General features: G+C 70.0%; 16 protein-coding genes and 1 pseudogene. 6 read left to right on the forward strand and 11 right to left on the reverse strand.

What is annotated here, in order from left to right; translation table 11 throughout:
• Positions 1–3: 3 nt before the first annotated feature.
• The 5 genes from IEY60_RS02325 to IEY60_RS02345 form a co-directional block, all read right to left on the reverse strand.
• Entirely contained in the window at positions 4–612 is a 609-nt protein-coding gene (locus IEY60_RS02325; RefSeq protein ID WP_189023284.1) for an SGNH/GDSL hydrolase family protein, read from the reverse strand.
• A 73-nt stretch (positions 613–685) separates the two neighbouring features.
• Positions 686–1,939 (reverse strand): NAD(P)/FAD-dependent oxidoreductase, encoded by a 1,254-nt coding sequence (locus IEY60_RS02330; protein WP_189023286.1) that lies wholly within the window; start codon positions 1,937–1,939, stop codon positions 686–688.
• A 142-nt stretch (positions 1,940–2,081) separates the two neighbouring features.
• A complete protein-coding gene (locus tag IEY60_RS02335) occupies positions 2,082–3,740 on the reverse strand; it encodes an AMP-dependent synthetase/ligase (RefSeq protein WP_189024793.1) in 1,659 nt (552 codons plus the stop codon).
• Positions 3,741–3,836: 96 nt separating this feature from the next.
• Complete coding sequence (locus tag IEY60_RS02340; protein WP_189023288.1) at positions 3,837–4,760, reverse strand: LysR family transcriptional regulator; 924 nt, start codon at positions 4,758–4,760, stop codon at positions 3,837–3,839.
• Positions 4,761–4,957: 197 nt separating this feature from the next.
• Positions 4,958–5,629 carry an O-methyltransferase gene (locus tag IEY60_RS02345; RefSeq protein ID WP_189023290.1) on the reverse strand — a complete coding sequence of 224 codons (672 nt, stop codon included), beginning with the start codon at positions 5,627–5,629 and terminating at the stop codon, positions 4,958–4,960.
• Positions 5,630–5,854: 225 nt separating this feature from the next.
• On the opposite strand from IEY60_RS02345, the gene IEY60_RS02350 reads away from it, so the two are divergent.
• Entirely contained in the window at positions 5,855–7,162 is a 1,308-nt protein-coding gene (locus IEY60_RS02350; protein ID WP_189023292.1) for a lipase family protein, read from the forward strand.
• A 48-nt stretch (positions 7,163–7,210) separates the two neighbouring features.
• Here the strand turns inward: IEY60_RS02350 and IEY60_RS02355 are convergent, their stop codons facing one another.
• Genes IEY60_RS02355 through IEY60_RS02365 form a run of 3 tightly spaced genes read right to left on the reverse strand, consistent with a single transcriptional unit; the run spans position 7,211 to position 9,582 of the window.
• Complete coding sequence (locus IEY60_RS02355; RefSeq protein ID WP_189023294.1) at positions 7,211–8,932, reverse strand: urease subunit alpha; 1,722 nt, start codon at positions 8,930–8,932, stop codon at positions 7,211–7,213.
• 27 nt (positions 8,933–8,959) lie between these two features.
• Complete coding sequence (locus IEY60_RS02360) at positions 8,960–9,271, reverse strand: urease subunit beta (protein ID WP_189023304.1); 312 nt, start codon at positions 9,269–9,271, stop codon at positions 8,960–8,962.
• Between the two features lie 8 nt (positions 9,272–9,279).
• Positions 9,280–9,582, reverse strand: coding sequence for an urease subunit gamma (locus IEY60_RS02365; protein ID WP_189023306.1), 303 nt, complete (start codon positions 9,580–9,582; stop codon positions 9,280–9,282).
• A gap of 270 nt (positions 9,583–9,852) precedes the next feature.
• Between IEY60_RS02365 and IEY60_RS02370 the strand changes: the two genes are divergently transcribed.
• Entirely contained in the window at positions 9,853–10,425 is a 573-nt protein-coding gene (locus tag IEY60_RS02370) for a 3'-5' exonuclease (protein ID WP_189023308.1), read from the forward strand.
• A 1-nt stretch (position 10,426) separates the two neighbouring features.
• Here the strand turns inward: IEY60_RS02370 and IEY60_RS02375 are convergent, their stop codons facing one another.
• Complete coding sequence (locus IEY60_RS02375; protein ID WP_189024795.1) at positions 10,427–10,810, reverse strand: PaaI family thioesterase; 384 nt, start codon at positions 10,808–10,810, stop codon at positions 10,427–10,429.
• Positions 10,811–11,193: 383 nt separating this feature from the next.
• Between IEY60_RS02375 and IEY60_RS02380 the strand changes: the two genes are divergently transcribed.
• Positions 11,194–11,706: a L,D-transpeptidase gene (locus tag IEY60_RS02380; protein ID WP_229739486.1), complete on the forward strand. Its 513-nt coding sequence runs from the start codon at positions 11,194–11,196 to the stop codon at positions 11,704–11,706.
• 48 nt (positions 11,707–11,754) lie between these two features.
• Here the strand turns inward: IEY60_RS02380 and IEY60_RS02385 are convergent, their stop codons facing one another.
• Complete coding sequence (locus IEY60_RS02385; RefSeq protein ID WP_189023310.1) at positions 11,755–12,645, reverse strand: MerR family transcriptional regulator; 891 nt, start codon at positions 12,643–12,645, stop codon at positions 11,755–11,757.
• A gap of 44 nt (positions 12,646–12,689) precedes the next feature.
• On the opposite strand from IEY60_RS02385, the gene IEY60_RS02390 reads away from it, so the two are divergent.
• Positions 12,690–13,295: a maleylpyruvate isomerase family mycothiol-dependent enzyme gene (locus IEY60_RS02390; RefSeq protein ID WP_189023312.1), complete on the forward strand. Its 606-nt coding sequence runs from the start codon at positions 12,690–12,692 to the stop codon at positions 13,293–13,295.
• A 182-nt stretch (positions 13,296–13,477) separates the two neighbouring features.
• Here IEY60_RS02390 and IEY60_RS02395 read toward each other — a convergent pair.
• A pseudogene (locus tag IEY60_RS02395) lies at positions 13,478–14,986 on the reverse strand (MFS transporter); the annotation flags it as partial.
• Between the two features lie 129 nt (positions 14,987–15,115).
• On the opposite strand from IEY60_RS02395, the gene IEY60_RS02400 reads away from it, so the two are divergent.
• Positions 15,116–18,346 carry an AfsR/SARP family transcriptional regulator gene (locus IEY60_RS02400; RefSeq protein ID WP_194497704.1) on the forward strand — a complete coding sequence of 1,077 codons (3,231 nt, stop codon included), beginning with the start codon at positions 15,116–15,118 and terminating at the stop codon, positions 18,344–18,346.
• 214 nt (positions 18,347–18,560) lie between these two features.
• Positions 18,561–19,073 (forward strand): pyridoxamine 5'-phosphate oxidase family protein, encoded by a 513-nt coding sequence (locus tag IEY60_RS02405; RefSeq protein WP_189023318.1) that lies wholly within the window; start codon positions 18,561–18,563, stop codon positions 19,071–19,073.
• Positions 19,074–19,240 lie beyond the last annotated feature (167 nt).

The raw sequence follows: 19,240 nt of genomic DNA on the forward strand, positions 1-19,240 counted from the left end.
CTCTCAGGCGGCGACGGTGGTGGCGGTGGCCGAGGCGATCAGTTCGGCCGCGGTGGCGGCGAACAGGCGGTGGCCTACCGGACTCGGATGCAGACCGTCGGCGGTCCACACCTCAGGCCTGGCCCATTCGGGCCGGGCGGCGATATCGAGCAGCAGGGTGCCGGTGTCGTCGGTGACCCGGGCAAGGACGTCGTTGGCGGTGGCGAAACGCTCACGCAGCAGGGCGCGGAAACCGTCCGGCACGGGCAGGCGGGCGGGGATGTCGGGGTAGCTCGCGGTGAACACGGTGGCTTCCCTGGCCCGCAGGGTCGAGAAGATGGTGTGCAGGTTGTCGGCGAAACGATCCGCGTCGTACGCGCTGACCAGGTCGTTCACGCCGACAACCACACCGTAGAGGCCGGCCCGGGCCGACGAGGTCGCGTCCGCGAGCTGGCTCGCGACGACATCGCCGGTCGTGGCGCCGTGGGTGCCGAAGTTGCGAATCGTGGTGGGCCGCAACCCCAGCTGACCGCCCAGGCGCGAGACCCAGCCCCGGTAGCCACCCGCCGCGGCGGGGTCGCCACGGCCCTCCACGAAGCTGTCTCCGAGCGCCGTCAGGCCGGCCGCGATCACGCTGCCACCTCCTGCGGCGTGCCCGGGCGCCCTGCGTGGTGACGCTGCGCTACCGCCTCCGGGCGCTGACCGTTCACGCCGAGACCGCCGCGGTATTCACCACGTGCCGGTCGGCGACGGGGAAGTTCACCTCTTCGTAGAGCGCGCTCAGCTCGGCCTCACCGAAGAACTTGTCCGGCGGATACAGGCCCGCGATCAGTCCGAAGAACTTCTTGGAGTAATGCGGGCTCAGGCTCGCCGCGCGGAACACCGAGTCGTAGTACGGAGTCAGCGTGAGCTCGGAGATGGACTGGGTCAGCTCGTAGGTGCTGGCGCTCTGCGCGTCGCGCTCGCGCTGGTACTCCGGCATGGTCTCCTCGAACGGACGCGCGCCCGAGAGGCTTTCGTGCACCAGATCGGCCAGCAGCTGGCTGTACTTGAAGGCGTCGGTGATGCCCCAGCCGGTGAACGGGTCCTTGTGGTAGCCGGCGTCGCCGACCAGGGCCCAGCCGGGACCGAAGGACTGGCGGCGGTAGTTGTCCGGGTACAGCATCGGCCGGAACGGCTCGACGCGCTTGCCGGTATCCCGCAGGCGCGCACCGATTTCCGGGTCGATCTGGTCGACGATCTCCTGCACGCCGGCATCGGGATCGGTGCGGAAGTCGCGGAACCGGTCGCGCTTGCGCATGACCGCGACCAGGGCAAGGCCGTCGTTGGTGGGCCAGGAGGCGAACTGCTGCTCACCGAAACCGGTGCGGTGGTGCATGCCCCAGTCGACGCCCTCGTAGTACGAGTAGTAGATGAAGCAGGCCGCGGCCGAGCCCTCGTAGGTGGCCGCACCGACCTCCTTGGCGACGACCGAGTTCGAACCGTCCGCGCCGACAACCATTTTCGCGCGGAACTCCTGCTCGGGGCCCTCGCCGACGCGGCCGCGGATACCGGCGACCCGGTCGCCGTCGCGCAGCAGGCCGGTGACGGTGAAGCCCTCGATGACCTCAGCGCCGGACTCCCCCGCCGCGTCGACCAGGATCTTGTCGAGCACGGTGCGGCGCGGGCAGTACACGGCGTCGATGCCGTCGGCCGACGGATCGGCCATGCCGGGGATCTCGATGTCGGTGTAGGTGAAGTTGAGGTGGCGGATCGGCGGGCAGCCGGTGGCCACCACGGCGTCGAGCAGACCCCAGGACTTCAGAAAGCCGAGGCCGGCCTGGTGGATGTAGTGCGTGGACGGGGTGTCGCTGGGAAAGGTCGCGCGATCCACGGCGAGCACCCGGTAACCCTGACGGGCCAGCAGCATGGCCAGAGGCGAACCCGCGACCCGGGTTCCGACGACGATGACGTCATACATGATGTGATCACTTTCGGTGGTCGAATTCCGATTTCGAGTCTGTCGCCGGTGTATTGCGGAAACCACGGCGGGCCACCGCAATTCATCGGCCGATCGGTCCCGGCTATCGTCGGCGAGACCGTGGGTGGAATTTCGCGCCGCGTTACCCGCGCGACACGTACAGCTGATCTATTTCCGCGGAATAGGTGTCGGCGATCGCGGCCCTGCGCAATTTCAGGGACGACGTGAGCAGCCCGGCGTCGACGGTGAAATCGCCGTCGACGACACGGAATGCGCGAATGGATTCCGGCCGCGACACCAGCGAATTGGCGTCGTCGACGGCGGCCTGGATCTCGGTGGCCGGGTCGTCGTCGGGATGGTCGATGCGCCACTTCGCCGCGCGGTCGGCGTCGAGGGTGATCAGCGCGGTCACGAACGGGCGCCCGTCACCGACCACCATGCAGTTGCTGACCAGTGGATGCAGCCGGACCCGGTCCTCGAGCGGCGTCGGCGCGACGTTCTTGCCACCGGAGGTCACCAGGATCTCCTTCTTGCGCCCGGTGATCCGCAGGTGGCCGTCGTCGAGTTCGCCGATGTCACCGGTGTGCAGCCAGCCCTCGTCGTCGACGGGCCGCTGGTCGGCGGCCGCGCCCCAGTAGCCCGGCGAGACGTGCGGGCCGCGAACCAGCACTTCACCGTCGGCGCCGATGCCGACCTCGGTGCCGGGGATCGGGCGGCCGACGGTGCCGAGCCGGTTGGTGGCCGGCGCGCTCACGGTGACCGCGGTGGCCGCCTCGGTGAGGCCGTAGCAGTTCAGGATCACCACGCCGAAGCCGGCGTAGAAGCCCGCCGTGGTGTCGTCGAGGGACGCGCCGCCGGAGATCACGTAGCGCAGCCGACCGCCGAACGCGGCGGACACGGCGTCGTGGCCCGCGGTGGGCGACACGCCCTCGGCCAGCAGCGTGAGGCCGCGCTCGACCGCCTCCGCCTCCTGCTCCCCGGTGAGCAGCGCGCGCGTGTGCTTGCGAATCTTCTCCAGCGCGTAGGGAATCAGCGCCAGGAAGGTGGGACGTAACCGGGCCAGCGCGGGCACCAGGTCGGGAACGCCGGGCAGCAGGTGGGTGCGGCTGCCACCGTAGAGGCAGGCGAACAGGATCGTCTGGCCGAACACGTGCGAGAGCGGTAGCGCCAGCACCGTGGTGCCGTCGAACAGATCGCCGGTCTGCCGGGAGGTGTTCGCAGCCGTGACGTACATGTTGCGGTGGCTGATCATGCAGCCCTTGGCCAGACCGGTGGTGCCGCTGGTGTAGACGATCATCGCCAGATCGCCGGCCCGCACCGCCGCGATCCGCGCGTCGAGCTCGGGGTGCTCCTGGCCCGTCGACCATGCGGCGAGGTCGTCGAAGGACCACACCGCACCCTCGGCCGCGCCCGCCGCGACCAGACGAGCCGCGTCGTCGGCGGTTTCGGCCGCGAAGAAGCCGCTGCCGCTGTCGCGCAGGATGTGTTCGATCTGCGCGGGCGAGGAGGTCGGGTACACCGGCACGATCACCGCGCCGACGGCCAGCGCCGCACAGTCGAGCAGTGCCCATTCCAGGCTCGTGCGGCCGAGCACGGCCACGCGATCACCCGCGGCGACCGATCGGTCGAGCAGTGCCGAGGCGAGCGCGCGGACCCGGGTGTCGAGTTCGCCGGTGGTCAGCTGGGTTCCGTCGGCGGCGCACAGGGAATGACGCGCCGGGTCACGCCGCGCCGCTTCGGAAACTATCGCGTACAGACTGGAGGTATCGGATGGAACGAATCCGTTCGCGGTGACAGACACTGTGTTCACGAATTGAATTCTTCACGGCGGCAACCATTCCCGTCGCCGCCGCCATCGCTGTTCCTACCGCGCGACAGTCATGTCCTATCGACGGCTTCAGGCCGACAATGCCCGGACATCATCTATCTGTGCCGATTCGATGCATTCCAGGAACAGCGACACGGCGGGATTCGGTTCGTCGGCACGCCACACCGCGTGCAAATCCAGTGTCGGCACCGGATCGAACAATTTCACCGCCACCGAACTACTGCCCGGCACACCCATTCCCATCGAAATCGCCCGCGGGAGCGAGGCGAACCCGACGAGCGGGCGAACCGAGACCATATGCGCGGTGGCGCCGGGGTCGTCGGCCGAATGCGTGACATTGAGCGAGATCCTGGTCTCGGCCGCCGAGCGCAGGATCGTGTCGTACATCGCGGGACACTGTTCCCGCGCGAACAACACACAGTCCTGGTTCTGTAGCTCGGCGAACGGCACACCTGGCCGGTCCGCCCACCGATGTCGTCTCCCGACGACGGCGACCAGCGGAACCCGGTGCAGCAGACGGCGATACCGGAAGTCCGCGGTGCTGGGGTGACCGTAGACAAGGGCCAGATCGAGTGAGCCGTCGGCGAGGCCGGCCAGCTGTGGCCCGGTCCGCTTCTCCCACAACGAGACGACGATGTCGGGATGTCGCTCGGTCATTCTGGTGAGCGCCTCCGGCAGCACGTGTCTGCTGGCCGGCAGGTTGTATCCGATGTTCAGACTGCCCGCGCGACCTTCGGCGGTCGCCTTGGCCGCCTGGGCGGCGCGGTCGAGCTGGGCGACGATCTGGCGGGCCTGGAGTTCGAACTCCCGCCCCGCCGGGGTCAGCCGCACCTCATGGGAGTTGCGGGCGACCAGTTGGACGCCGAGTGACTTCTCCAGCTTCTGTAGCTGGGCACTGAGACTTGGCTGGGTCAGGTGAAGGCGCTGCGCTGCGCGACCGAAATGCAACTCTTCGGCGATGGTGATGAACGAAATGAGGTGTCGGAATTCCATGACGCCGGGCTCCTTCCGAGTACCACCACGCTATCGAGGGCGGATAACCGGTGATGAATACCGATCGCCCAGTAGTCGCCGCGCGCGTTGCCGGTGGGTGAACCCGTCCCGGGTGCGGCGTGGCCGATGCGGCGCGCCGTCGATCCCCGGTCAGCGGAACTCCCCACTCTACCGCCTCGGCCGTCACCCGGCCGACTTCAGGAAGTGGGCCCGTTGACGACCGCGTAGGCGAATCCGTCCCAGCCCTTGGCGCCGACCGTCTGGAGGACCGTCGCGTCCAGGCTCGGCTCGGCGGCCAGCAACTCGACGAGTTCGCGGCTCGCGCGCACGTTCGGATCCTCGGAGTGCTCGTCGGCCACCGCGCCGCCGCGCACGACATTGTCGACGATGATCACCGACCCCGGACGGGTCAGCCGCAGCGCCCACTGCACGTAGTTGGCGTTGTTGACCTTGTCGGCGTCGATGAAGACCAGGTCGAACGGTGCGGCCGCGTCCTCGGCGACCTCCGGCAGGGTGTCCAGCGCCGCCCCGACCCGGATGTCCACGCGCGCACCGACGCCTGCCCGGTCCAGGTTCTCCCTGGCGACCTTGGCGTGGCGCGGCTCGAATTCGAGGGTCACCACGGTGCCTTCGTCCCCGACCGCACGCGCCAGCCATTCGGTGCTGTATCCGCCGAGCGTGCCGATCTCGAGCACGCGCCGCGCACCGGCGCTGCGGGCGAGCAGATGCAGGAACTTGCCCTGCGGCGGGGAGACATCGATCGCGGGCAGGCCCGCGTCGGCGTTGGCGGCGAGCGCCGGAGCGCCGTCGTCCCCGATGAGCGCGTCCACGAGATAGCGGTCGACACTTGCCCAGTCGTTGTCCATCATGGGCGTCAGTCTGCCACCATCGGGCCGCTGTTTCGCGGTGCCGACCTCCCGATTGTCGCGGGGGTGCCCGCCCGTTGCGGCCGAGAGCCGACCCGGTCTTTCCCGCGTTCGGTAACCGTGTTACCGTCCGGTACGCCGCTGCGCCGTGACCTGGGTCATGATCTACCTCCGCTGCGGCTCAGAACACGTCCGCGACGGCGCGGAGGTGGCATCGATGGGAGTGATATGCGGCAATCACGATCGCTGGCGCGCCGGGCGGCGCTGACGGCGGTGGCGTGTCTGGCGGCAGTAGCGGGTCACGGAGCAGGCGCCTTGCCGGCGGCCGCGGAGCCGATGAACGCCTTCTACACACCGCCCGCGGCGATTCCGGAGACGCCGGGTGCGATCGTGAAGACGCAGCCGATGACGATTCTCGCGACGCCGCCGACCGCGGCGGGCTGGCCGACGCAGGCCCAGCACGTCATGTACACCTCGCGGCTGCAGGACGGCTCCCCCGTCGCGGTGAGCGGCACCTACATCGAACCGAAGAATCCCTGGCAGGGCGCCGGGCCGCGGCCGACCGTGGTCATCGGGCCCGGAACCTCGGGTCAGGCGGACCGGTGCGCGATGTCGGTGGCGTTCTCCACGGGCGTCTCGGTGACCGCCGATCCCCTCGGTTTGTCGGCGAATCAGGAGCTGCCGTCCTCGGCCGTGTGGACCGCGCTCGGCGCGCGGGTGCTGATCACCGACTACATCGGGCTCGGCACGCCGGGAATCCACACCTACGCCAACCGGTTCGAAAGCGGCCACGCGATCCTCGACGGCGCGCGCGCCGCCAATGCGCTCGGCGGTGTCGGACCCGAGACTCCCCTGGTCCTGTGGGGTTACTCGCAGGGCGGTGGCGCCACCGCGGCGGCCGCGGAGATGCAGCCCGAGTACGCGCCGGAGCTGAACCTGAAGGGCACCTGGGCCGGCGGTCCGGTCGCCGACCTCTCGGCGATCCTGGAACGCATCGACGGCGCGCTGATCGGCGGCGCGATCGGGTTCGCGGTCAACGGCATGCTCGCCCGCTACCCCGAACTCCACCAGGCGGTGGACCGGGTGATCAGCCCCGAAGGCCGCGCCATGCTCGCGACGCTGAGCGAATCGTGCGTCGCCGACCTGATCACCTATCACCCGTTCCTGAAGACGAATTCGCTGACGGTCGACGGGCGTTCGCTCACCGAGCATCTCGCCGAGATTCCCGAAGCGGCGCCGGTGCTGGCGGAACTGCGCATCGGCAGCTCGAAGCCGGCCACCCCGGTCCTCATCACCAGCGGCCGCAACGACGACACCGTTCCCTACGGGCAGGCCCGCCGCCTGGCCGAGGACTGGTGCGGTCAGGGCGCCACGGTCACCTTCCGCACCAACGAGCTGCCGCCGATCCTGCCCGGCACGACCATTCCGAACCACTTCGGTCCGGAACTGATCGACGGCTTCGGTCCCGACAACGCGGTGACCTACCTGCTCGACCGGCTTGCGGACAAGCCGGTCGGCGGCTGCTCGTTCGACTGAGCGCCGCACGCGAAACCCCGCCGACACCGTGGTCGGCGGGTTTCGTCGTCAGAACAGGAAGTAGCGCTGGGCCATCGGCAGTTCGGTGGCCGGTTGCTCGGCCCACACCTCGCCGTCGACGCGGACGGTGAAGGTGTCGGGGTCGACCTCGATGTGCGGCATGGCGTCGTTGAGCGGCATGTCGGCCTTGGTGACCTTGCGAACGTTCTTGACCGGCACCAGCTTTCGGCGCACATCCAGCCGGTTCGCGAGGCCGTCGTCGATGGCCTGCTCGGAGACGAAGTGCAATGACGTGGCCGCGGCGGCGGGGGCCGCGGCGCCGAACATGGGGCGCGGCAGCACGGGCTGCGGGGTGGGGATGGACGCGTTGGCGTCACCCATCGCGGCCCAGGCGATCATGCCGCCCTTGAGGACCGCGTGCGGGCGGACACCGAAGAACGCGGGCTCCCACAGCACCAGGTCGGCCATTTTGCCGACCTCCACCGAGCCGATCTCGGCGTCGAGGCCGTGCGACACCGCCGGGCAGATGGTGTATTTGGCGATATAGCGCCGCACGCGGGCGTTGTCGGCCGCGCCGTCACCGGGCAGGGCGCCGCGGCGGCGTTTCATCACGTGCGCGGTTTGCCAGGTGCGCAGGACCACCTCGCCGATGCGGCCCATGGCCTGGGAGTCGGAGCCGATCATGGAGATGGCGCCCAGGTCGTGCAGCAGGTCTTCGGCGGCGATGGTGGACGGGCGGATCCGCGATTCGGCGAAGGCCAGGTCCTCGGGGATCGACGGGCTCAGGTGGTGACAGACCATGAGCATGTCGAGGTGCTCGTCGAGGGTGTTGATCGTGTGCGGCCGGGTGGGGTTGGTGGAGCTGGGCAGCACGTTGAGATGCGAAGCGACGGTGATGATGTCGGGTGCGTGCCCGCCGCCGGCGCCCTCGGTGTGATAGGCGTGGATGCCGCGACCGGCGATGGCGGCGACGGTGTCCTCGACGAACCCGGCCTCGTTCAGCGTGTCCGAGTGCAGGGCCACCTGCACGCCCGCCGCGTCGGCCACGGTGAGGCACGCGTCGATCGCGGCGGGTGTGGAACCCCAATCCTCGTGCAGCTTGAAACCCGAAGCGCCTGCGCGCAACTGCTCCCACATGGATTCCTGGCTGACCGTGTTGCCCTTGCCGAGCAGCACGATGTTCATCGGCCAGTGATCGAGGGATTCCAGCATCCGCGCCAGATGCCAGGAACCGGGGGTGACGGTGGTGGCCTTGGAGCCCTCGGCCGGGCCGGTGCCGCCGCCGATGAGCGTGGTGATGCCGCCGCCGAGCGCCTCGTCCATCAACTGCGGGCAGATGAAGTGCACGTGACAGTCGATGGCGCCCGCGGTGAGGATGCGGCCGTTGCCCGCGATGATCTCCGTCGACGGGCCGACGACGAGGGCCGGGTGCACGCCCGACATGGTGTCGGGGTTGCCCGCTTTGCCGATGCCGCAGATTCGGCCGTCGCGGATGCCGACATCGGCCTTGATGATGCCCCAGTAGTCGATGATCACGACGCCGGTGATGACGGTGTCGGGTGCGCCGTCGGCGCGGGTGGCCCGCGACTGACCCATCGATTCGCGCAGCACCTTGCCGCCACCGAACACGGCTTCGTCACCGGCGAGTCCCGGTCCGCCGCTGCGGTCTTCGGTGATCTCGATGATCAGGTCGGTGTCGGCGAGCCGGAGACGGTCGCCGGTGGTGGGCCCGAACAGTTCGGCGTAGCGGGCGCGGCTCAGTGCGGTCATCGAATCTCTCCCGAAGGGGTCGTGTGGTCACGCATCGAGGCGCCCCGGCGGGTTGGCGCTGATCCCGTACACCTCGCGGGTGCCGCCGAGCGGGACGAGCGAAACACGCTGCGGCAGGCCGGGTTCGAACCGAACGGCGGTGCCCGCGGGGATGTCGAGGCGGTGGCCGTGCGCGGCCGCGCGGTCGAAGTCGAGTGCCGCGTTGGCCTGCGGGAAATGCACGTGGCTGCCCACCTGCACCGGCCGGTCGCCGGTGTTGACGACCTCGAGTTCGATGCGGACCGCGCCCGCGTTCAGCTCGATCGTGCCCTCGGCACAAAGGTATTCACCGGGAATCATGGCCTCGCCTATCCGATCGGGTGGTGCACGGTGACCAGCTTGGTCCCGTCGGGAAAGGTCGCCTCGACCTGCACGTCGTGGATCATCTCCGGCACGCCCTCCATCACGTCGTCCCGGCTCAGCACCGACCGCCCCGACGACATCAACTCGGCCACGGTCCGCCCGTCCCGCGCCCCCTCGAGCACATGATCGGTGATCAACGCGACCGCCTCGGGATGATTGAGCTTGAGTCCCCGCGCCTGCCTGCGGCGGGCCAGTTCGGCCGCATAGCTCAGCAGCAACCGTTCCTGCTCGTGCGGCGACAGGCGCATCGGGTCTCCTCACGGATCGCGGACAGGTGTCCGACATTCTGGCATGCCCGCCGACCGCCCGCCTGTCCAGCCGACCCGAGCTCCGACCGTTCGGTTTACCGATCCGGATGGCACCTCAGCACACGAATGCGTCCGGCGACACCAGGTCGATCCGGTACCGCGTAGTCGATGCACCGCACGCCATGAAAACGACCGTGCGCCGATCGCCGCGGTAGGCGAGCACGAAATTCGGTGGCATGGGCGGGGATCGGCGCTCTAGCGTCGCCGTTCATGGAGGAACGGACCGGGCTGCTCAATGTGGTCGATGTGGAGGCGACGTGCTGGGCCGGGGCGGTGCCCGTGGGGCAGAGCAGTGAGATCATCGAGATCGGGCTGACCGTGGTCGATCTCGCGGCGCGGACACGGGTGAGCAGGCACGGGATTCTTGTGCGGCCTGCCCGTTCCGCGGTGAGCGAGTTCTGTACGGAGCTGACCGGGCTGACGCAGGAGCAGGTCGACGGTGGGGTGGAGTTCGACCAGGCCTGCCGGCTGCTGGCTACCGAGTTCGCGGCGGGGTCGCGGGCGTGGGCGAGCTGGGGTGACTACGACCGCAAGCAGTTCCGGGTCCAGTGTGCGGCGACGGGGGTACGGTATCCGTTCGGGCGGCGGCACACCAATGCCAAGCAGGTGTTCGCCGAGTCGTACGGGTTGCGCAAACGGCCAGGGATGGCCGGCGCGCTGCGGATCGCGGGGCTGCCGCTGGAAGGCCGCCACCATCGCGGCGAGGACGACGCCTGGAATATCGGGGCACTGGTCGTCGACGTCCTCGGCCGCGACGGGTGGCGGATCACCACCGAAGACTGAGTCAGGCGGCGAGGTTCTGCAGGCGGACCTGGCCGCGGGCGACGGCGCGACCCTCGGCGTCGGTGATCACCACGACCCATAGCTGCTGGCTGCGGCCGCGATGAATGGGGGTGGCCTCGCCGGTGAGGATGCCCTCGCGGACCGCGCGCAGGAAGTCGGTGTTGTTGTTGACACCGACGACGGAGCCGCGCTCACCGAACCAGACACCGGCACCGACGCTGGCCAGGGTTTCGATGACGGTGCAGTAGACGCCGCCGTTCTGGATGCCCGCAGGCTGGTGCAGCTGCGGGCGCACCTCCCATTCGCCGCGCACCCGGTCGGGGCTGACCTCCGTGAAGCGCAATCCGATGAGATCGGTGAAGGTGCCTTCGCTGGCCTTGGTCATCAGCTCCGGGGTGATCTCGGCCAGGGACAGGGTGTTGTCGGTCATACGTTCCGGTCTACACCATCGCGTTCGGCGCCCCGCACCCCGGGAGACGAAGCGGCGGACCCCGTCACTGGGACGGAGCCCGCCGCGGCAGGAATGAGGGGGTCGACCGCAGCCCTCGGGACCACCGGCTCATCCATACGCCGAGATGAGCATAGGTCAGGCTTACCTAAGTGGTCAAGTGCCACGCCGACAGCGGCGTCGCGGGCTTGCTCAACACGATCGCAATACTTCATGATCTCTGATACCTCTATGTTTTCCGAGGCTTGTGTCGATGTTGAAAGCTCATGTTCTGGGCGCACGACGGCCAGGGGTGGGCGCGGCGAGAGAGGCAAGATTTCGTGAGTAGTAGTCGTATCCCCCGCTGGGCTGTGCAGGCGGCGATGTGCGCGGCGGTGGCCGGCGCGGCCGTCGCGGCGCCGGTGCAGGCCGAACCACTGTGGCCCGGCGGTCCCGATGTTCCCGGTGTTCCGGCCATCATTCCGGCTCCCCCGCCGGAACCGGTCGTCGCGCCGTGCAGTGAGAAGGCGCGGGCGTGCCTGCAGCTGTCCACCAACAACGCCTGGCTGATGGACAACGGCAAGGTGACCTTCGGGCCGAGTCCGATGTCGCACGGCAGGCCCGGGTACGAGACCCCGCCCGGCGTCTTCAAGGTCGCGTTCAAGAAGCCGTTCCACTGGAGCACCCTGCACAACGCGCCGATGGAGTACGCGGTGTTCTTCAACGGTGACATCGCCTACCACATCGGACCCACCGAGGAGCAGTCCCACGGCTGCATCCGGCTGACACCCGAAGGCGCCAAGGCGCACTACGAGTGGCTGGAGCCGGGCGACATCGTCGAAGTTGTGCCGTGAGTTCGTCGCGGTGAGCGAGGGGAGGCCGGATCGCCGGCCTCCCCTTTCTCATGGGGTCGAGGCGGCGAGCGCGTCGAACAGCCACAGGTGCGCCGCGCCGGAGGTCACCATCTCGCCGGTGAGGGTCGCGGTGAGCCGCCAATATCGCCGGAGCTGGTCGGCGCCTTCGGCATCCGCCAGGAGTTGCCGCCGGAAGGCGGGGGTGTCGGCGAGACCGCGCGCGGTGGCGTGGGCGTCGACATAGTGGTCGAGTTCGGCGCCGGGCGTGGGTGCGCGGCCCGCGGCGACCAGCGGCGCCGCCGACAGACAGGCATCGGCCACCTCGGCGAGCAGGCGGCGTTCGTCGCGGATGCCGGGGGTGCCACGATGGCGGATGGTGTCGAACATGGCTGCGCTGAGCGCCGGATCCGTCACGGTGGCAACGAGTTCCGCGTAGGCGATGAGGTGTTCCGGGCGGGCGTCGGCGGCGGGTTCGGGAACATTCATGTCGATGAAGTCGTCGATCACCGCGGTGGGCAGCGGGGTGAGCTGACGGCGCCAGAAGCGGCCGAGCGCGTCGCGGGCCGCCTGTGGATCTGTCACGGCGGCAAGCAGATTCAGGCTGTCGGGCGCGCAGTGCTCGACGGCGCGGAGCAGCGATCGGCGGCGGCTCAGCGCGTCCAGTTCGTGATCGAGGGCGGCGCGTTCGGCCGCGATCACCTCTTCGATCGACCGGGCACCGGCCAGCACGTCACCGATCGCGACCAGGCCGATGCCGAACGAACGCAGGCGGCGCAGCAGCATCAGTCGTTCGGCGGCCGACGGGTCGAACACCCGATGGCCGGCCGAGGTGCGCTGGACATCGAGAAGGCCCTCGTCGCAATAGAACCGGATGGTGCGGACCGCGACGCCTGTGCGCGTGGCGAGTTCGCCGATCGTCAGACGTGTGCTGTCGGTCACAATCGCTGGCACCTCCACCTCGGTGGAGTTCCTACGGTACCCACATGACTGAACAGCACACCACCGCCGAGACGATCTGGCAGGCGGTCGCCACGGAACGCGCGAGCCTCGTCGCTATGCTTCGCGACCTGCCCGAACCGGCCTGGGATACTGCCTCGCTGTGCGACGGCTGGCGGGTGCGGGATGTGGTCGCGCATCTCGTGCTGGCCACGCGGGTCACGATCGGCTCGCTCGTCGTGAACGTGATCCGGGCCCGCGGGAATCTCGATCGCCTGATCCACGACACCGCTGTCCGGCTCGCCGACCGGACGTCGACCGCCGAACTGCTGGACGCCTTGCGCGCCACCGTCGACTCCCGGATCACGCCGATCGGGACGACGCCGATCGACCGCCTGATGGACCTGCTGGTGCACGGTCAGGACATCGCGATCCCGCTCGGCATCGACCGGGTCATGCCGACGTCGGCCGCGCAGTGGTCGCTGGAACGAGTGTGGACGATGGGCACCCCGTTCCACGCCCGCAAGCGCCTCGCCGGATACGCCCTCACCGCGACCGACACGGGCTGGACCGCGGGCACCGGCACTCCGCTGTCCGGTACGGCGGCGGAGCTGCTGCTGGTCGTCACCGGACGCACGGCACCGGACCGCTAGGCGGAGCCTGCCTCGGGCCGACGCCCACGTGACACGTCGATGATCGCGGCACAGCGAAAGGCGGGCCGGATCGCGTGGTCGAGGGTAGTGACGACAGGCAGTCGTGATCAGACTGCGGCGGTGGCGTGCTCGGCAACGCCGTCACCCGGAATATCTACCGCAGCTTCGGAATCCGGCACCGAAGTCGCACCAGCCGGGATCCGGCGCAGGAGCGCGACCGCCAGTACCGCACCCGCGGCCGACAGCACGGCGGCGGTCCAGGCCGCGGCATTGAGTCCGTTCGTGAAGGCCTCACGCGCCGCGGCCACGACGGCCTCGGCGACCTCGGCGACCTCGGCGGGCAGCGACTCGGCCGAACTCAGCGCTCCGGGCAGGGTTTCCGCGGCCGCGCCCTCGGCATCCGCCATGCCGCCGCGGTACACCGCCGCACCCACGCTGCCGAGCAGCGCGACACCCAGTGCCACGCCGAGGTCGCTGGCGGTGCTGTTCACCGCCGACGCCGCGCCCGCCTTCTCCGCGGGAGCCGCGCCGATGACCAGGCCGGGGATCAGCGCCATGGCGGGCGCGATGCCCGGGTACAGGACGTAGAACCCGACGATGAGCAGCGGCAGGCCCGCGACGCTGTCGACCTGGGTGAGCACCAGGTAGCCGACGGTCGAGACCGCAAGCCCCGCGGCGATCAGGTAGGCGGGGCGCACCCGGCGGGCGATGGCGGGGGTGACCGTCGAGACGATGACCAGGCCGATCGCGGCGGGCAGGATCCACAGGCCGGCTTGCAGCGGAGACTGAGCGGCGACCAGCTGCAAGTACTGCGTGAACAGCAGGTAGACCCCGCCGAGTGCGATGGCGGCGAGCATGTAGACGCCGAGCGAGCCGCTGAAGGTCCGGTTCGCGAACAGCCGCACGTCGAGCAGCGGGTCGGCCAGACGCAGCTGCCTGCGGACGAAGACCACCGCGAACAGCACGCCCGCCAGCAGGGTGAGCACCGATTCGGCGGCGAGTCCGGTCTCGGCGAGCTTCTTCACGCCGTACACGAACGGCAGCAGAGCGGCCAGCGACAGCGCGACACTGACCGGATCGAGGCGACCGGCCTCCGGCGCACGGTATTCGGGCACGAGAACCGGCACCGCGAGCACGACGAGCAGCATCACCGGCACGCCGATCAGCATGGACGCGCCCCACCACAGCGAGGCCAGCATCAGCCCGCCGAGCAGCGGGCCCAGTGCCACACCCGCCGACACCGACGCCGCCCACAGGCCGATGGCGGTGGCGCGCTGCCGGTCGTCGCGGAACATCGTCGTGATCAGCGACAAGGTGGCAGGCATGACGGCGGACGCGCCGAGACCCATCAGCGCACGCGAGGCGATGAGCAGGTCCGGGCTCGGCGCGAACGCGGCAACGACCGAGGCCACGCCGAACAGTGCCGCACCGGCCAGCAGCAGTCTGCGGCGGCCGAGCCGGTCACCCAGGGTGCCCATGGTCACGAGGAAGCCCGCCATCACGAACCCGTAGATGTCGTTGATCCACAGCAGCTGACCGCTGCTCGGCGACAGGTCGGCGGCGATGTACGGGGTGGCCAGGAACAGAACGGTCATGCTGAGGAACAGCAGCACCGTCGGCAGGAGCAGGACGGCCAGCCCCAGCCATTGGCGGGCTCCGGCCCGCTCGGGGACATCGGTGAACGCGGACATCAGGAGGTTTCCCTTCGAGGAGGATTCGAACGAGACCCACCGTGCCGACCTGCCCTTCGGAAACCCTTCGGATCGACTCAGGATCGCCTCGAGCGCACCGTGTCCCCGCCCCCGTTTAGGGTGGGTGACATGCGTTTCGGGGTGCTTGGGCCGTTGGCGGTGTGGACCGACGACGGGCAACCCGTCCGGGTTCCCGAGCTCAAGGTCCGGGTGCTGCTCGGTGCGCTGCTGGCCGAACCGGGCCGAATCGTGCCCGCCGACCGGCTCGTCGAGGAGCTGTGGGGCGGGGCGGCGATGCCGGCCAATCCGGCGGGTTCGCTGCAGACCCGCGCCTCCCAGTTGCGGCGCGTCCTCGGTGACGCCGAAACGGGCGGTCGCGATCTGCTGGTGTCGCGCTCCCCCGGCTATCTGCTCGACGTCGCCGCCGACGCGGTGGATTCACAGGTGTTCCAGGAACTGCTGCGCCAGGCGCGCGCCACCGAGGACATCGCCACCCGCGCACCGCTGCTCACCGAGGCGCTGGCGCTGTGGCGCGGTCCCGCACTGGCCGACCTGGCCGATCACGACTTCGCGCGAATTCCGGTGGTGCGGCTCGAGGAACAGCGGCTGACCGCCGTCGAGGAACTCGCGCAGGCCAGGATCGCGCTCGGCGAACACGATCAGGTCGCCGACGAACTCGGCGCACTCACCGAACGGCATCCCCTGCGGGAAAGGTTGCGCGCGGCCCACATGCTGGCGCTGTACCGCTCAGGCCGCCATGGCGAGGCCCTCGACTCCTATCGACGACTGCGTGAGCATCTGGCCGAGGAACTCGGTCTCGATCCGAGTCCCGAGCTGGCTGCCCTGCATCGCGCTGTGCTGGAACAGGATCCGGCCCTGGGCGCCCCGGTGCGCCCCACGCCCGTCGTGCCGGTGACGCCGCGGCCCACCGTGCCGGTTCCGCCGACGACGCTGGTCGGACGCGAAGACGACCTCGCCGGGATCGATGCGCTGCTCCGCGCCGAACGGCTGGTGACGCTCACCGGACCGGGCGGGGTCGGGAAGACCCGGCTGGCGCTGGCCGCCGCGGCCACCCATCGAGCGCGCGACGGTGTCCTGTTCGTCGAGCTGGCCGGTCTGTGCCTCGGCGCCGAGCAGGACAGTGCGCTGACCGCCCTCACCGAGGTGGTGGCCGCGGCGTTGGAGGTTCGCGACGATTCCGCCGGGTCGAGTCCGTTCCCGGTGCCCGACAACGGCACTCAGCTGGCCAGGCTCGCCGAGGCGGTGCGCGCCAAACAGGTGCTGCTCGTCCTGGACAACGGCGAGCATGTCGCCGAAGCGGCCGCCGCGCTGGTCTCGCGGCTGCTCGGCGCCGCACCCGAACTGCGGGTACTGGTGACCAGTCAGGTGCCCCTGTCGATCGCGGGCGAGCACCTCTGGCCGGTGGCACCGCTGGCGGTGCCCGCCGCCGACGCCACCACCGCCGAGGTGGAACAGTCCTCTGCTGCACGACTTTTCGCCGATCGCGCCCGCTCCGCCGCACCGGATTTCGCCGTCACCGACGACAATGCCGCCGCGGTCGCCGCCATCGTCGCCCACCTCGACGGTGTGCCGCTCGCACTGGAACTGGCGGCGACCCGGGTCCGCGCGCTGGGCGTGCACACCCTGGCCGAACGGATCGAAGACCGGTTCACGCTGCTCTCGGCCGGGTACCGGGACGCACCGGACCGGCAGCGCACGCTGCGCGCGGTGATCGACTGGAGCTGGGAACTCCTGGACGATCCCGAACGCGCTGTGCTGCGGCGCCTTTCGGCGCACGCCGACGGCGGCACGCTGGGGTCGGCCGAGGCGGTGTGCGCGGGCGGCGATGTGGACCCGTCCGACGTCGCGGAACTCCTCGCCCGCCTGGTCGACCGGTCCCTGATCATCACGCCCGCCGCCGAGGCCCGGCCGCGCTACCGGCTGCTGAAATCGGTCGCGGCGTACGGCGTCGACCGATTGCGTGACAGTGGCGAGGAATTCGACACCCGGCTGCGCCATCTCGCGTACTACCTCGACCTGGCCGAACGCGCCGACCAGCAGCTGCGCACCGCCGATCAGCGCAGATGGCTGGCCCGGCTCGACGCCGAGTCGGCCGATCTGCGCCGCGCACTCGAAACCGCCAGGGCCGCGGGCCGATCCGCCGACGCGCTGCGCCTGGTCAACGCGCTGGCCTGGTACTGGGTGATGCGCGGACGGCTGGCCGAGGGCATCCGGTCGATCGGCATCGCGCTGGCACTGCCCGGTGAGACCGGCTCGACCGCGCGCCGGATCGCCCTCCTGTGGCGCAGCGCGCTCGAGCTGGGTCGCGGCCAGGCCGTCGAGTCACTGCCCGCCGTCGGCGCCAGGCCGACGCCGGACGAACTGCGCGCCCGCTGGTATCTCGCGCACGCGCACACCGGATTCTCCGCACACCATCGCATGGACAGCGCCGCCGACCTGCGCACCGCCTTCGCCGATGCGGGCGACGAGTGGGGTGTCGCCGCTGCCTCGGCCTCGCTGGCCCGTGACGCCTTCGGACGCGGCGACCTGACCGGCCTGCGCGAACACGCCGAGCACAGCCGCGCACTGTTCGCCAGGATCGGCGATCGCTGGGGGCTGGGCATCGCCGGCTACCTGCTCGGCAGCCACGCCGAGGTCACCGGGGATCACGGCACCGCCCGCGAACACCATCGGGCGGCACTGACGACCGCCGAGGAGCTCGGGCTGTGGACCGAGGTCGGTGAGCGGCTCACCTCACTGGGCCGGATCGCGTTGCTGCGCGGCGAGTTCGAGCACAGCGCCGAATTGCACGAACGGGCCCGTCAGGTCGCGGTGGACCAGGGGCATCTCGTCGGGGAGGAATCCGCCGTACTCGGGCTCGGCCTCGTCGCCCGGCGCCGCGGCGATCTGCGCGCGGCCCGTGAGCACCTCGGCGCGTGGCTGGACTGGCACCTGCGCGCCGGATCGCATTTCGGCGCCGCGCTGATCCTCGTCGAACTGGGCTTCACCGCCGAGCTGGCCGGTGACGCGGACGAAGCCGAACGGCTGCAGCTGCGCGGGCTGGACTCCGCGCTGCGCACCGGCGATCCACGCGCCCACGCACTCGCGCTCGAAGGTCTCGCCGGATCACGGTCGCTCGCCGGGGATTCCGCGTCCGCCGCCCGGTTGCTCGGTGCCGCCGACACACTGCGCCGGTCGGCGGGCGCACCGCTGCCCGACGCCGAACGCGGGGATGTCGCACGCATCGAGGCGCGCATCGTCGGCGACATCGGCGCCGGACCGTTCGCGGCCGGTTTCGCCGACGGTTGCGGTGCCGACCCCCACACGCTGCACGACGCCAAGGCTTCGACTCGACCCTGAACCCGGCGCAGCCCGCGGCCCACATCCGGCGCAGGCGCCGAGCCGACCGGCGGCCTCGAGTCGACCCTGAGTCCATCCGAAGTCCACCCGGTCACGGTGGACCCATGAATTACACCGTGACCGACCACATCCGCCGCTACCTCGCCACCGACGGCCGCGACGGCTACCTCGAAGGCGGCACCACCAACCTCGTCATCACCATCGAGGAGCAGCAGTGAGCAACCGAACCCGCGCCCAGGTCCACACCTTCGCCGACATCAAGCCCGACTTCGACACCATCGTCGGCTCGATCAACTACGCCACCATGACCACCGTCGACGCCAAGGGACGGCCCAGGTCGCGTGTGCTGATTCCGGTCTGGGAGACCGACACCGAGCAGCCGATCGGCTGGCTCGGGACCTACCGCACCCCGGTGAAAGCCGCCCATATCGCGGGCAATCCGCATGTGACGTTCTCCTATTGGAGTCCGGCGCAGAACACCGTCGCCGTCGACACCGTGGCCGAGTGGACCGACGAACCGGACGAACGCGCGCACGTGTGGAACCTGTACCGGCACGGTAGCCCGCCCGGCGCGGGCTACGACCCCGGCCAGTTCTGGCGGGGCCCGGACGATCCCGCCTTCCAGGTCCTCCGCCTGTCTCCGTGGCGCATCCAGGTGCTGCGGCGCCGCGATCTGATCGGTGGAATTCCGGCGCGCATCTGGCGTGACCCGCTCCAGGGGGATTGACAGCGCCTACGGCGAACGCGGTCGTTCACTGGTGGATCTGACAGGACTGGACGTCCGTACAGGTCACGGCGCGATCCGCTGTGACGGGTACCAACACCGGCCGGTACTTCCACCGGGAAGGATCTGTTGTCGAATTCGGCGAATCGGGCGATTTCCTTGCCGGAGGA

Origin of the sequence: Nocardia rhizosphaerihabitans (assembly GCF_014646295.1) — a bacterium.
Taxonomy (GTDB): domain Bacteria; phylum Actinomycetota; class Actinomycetes; order Mycobacteriales; family Mycobacteriaceae; genus Nocardia; species Nocardia rhizosphaerihabitans.

Bases quoted from the DNA above. Each gene is read 5' to 3' on its own strand.
- IEY60_RS02330 (WP_189023286.1), bottom strand. From the start codon at position 1,939: ATGTATGACGTCATCGTCGTCGGAACCCGGGTCGCGGGTTCGCCTCTG.
- IEY60_RS02340 (WP_189023288.1), bottom strand. From the start codon at position 4,760: ATGGAATTCCGACACCTCATTTCGTTCATCACCATCGCCGAAGAGTTG.
- IEY60_RS02345 (WP_189023290.1), bottom strand. From the start codon at position 5,629: ATGATGGACAACGACTGGGCAAGTGTCGACCGCTATCTCGTGGACGCG.
- IEY60_RS02350 (WP_189023292.1), top strand. From the start codon at position 5,855: ATGCGGCAATCACGATCGCTGGCGCGCCGGGCGGCGCTGACGGCGGTG.
- IEY60_RS02355 (WP_189023294.1), bottom strand. From the start codon at position 8,932: ATGACCGCACTGAGCCGCGCCCGCTACGCCGAACTGTTCGGGCCCACC.
- IEY60_RS02360 (WP_189023304.1), bottom strand. From the start codon at position 9,271: ATGATTCCCGGTGAATACCTTTGTGCCGAGGGCACGATCGAGCTGAAC.
- IEY60_RS02365 (WP_189023306.1), bottom strand. From the start codon at position 9,582: ATGCGCCTGTCGCCGCACGAGCAGGAACGGTTGCTGCTGAGCTATGCG.
- IEY60_RS02370 (WP_189023308.1), top strand. From the start codon at position 9,853: ATGGAGGAACGGACCGGGCTGCTCAATGTGGTCGATGTGGAGGCGACG.
- IEY60_RS02375 (WP_189024795.1), bottom strand. From the start codon at position 10,810: ATGACCAAGGCCAGCGAAGGCACCTTCACCGATCTCATCGGATTGCGC.
- IEY60_RS02390 (WP_189023312.1), top strand. From the start codon at position 12,690: ATGACTGAACAGCACACCACCGCCGAGACGATCTGGCAGGCGGTCGCC.
- IEY60_RS02400 (WP_194497704.1), top strand. From the start codon at position 15,116: ATGCGTTTCGGGGTGCTTGGGCCGTTGGCGGTGTGGACCGACGACGGG.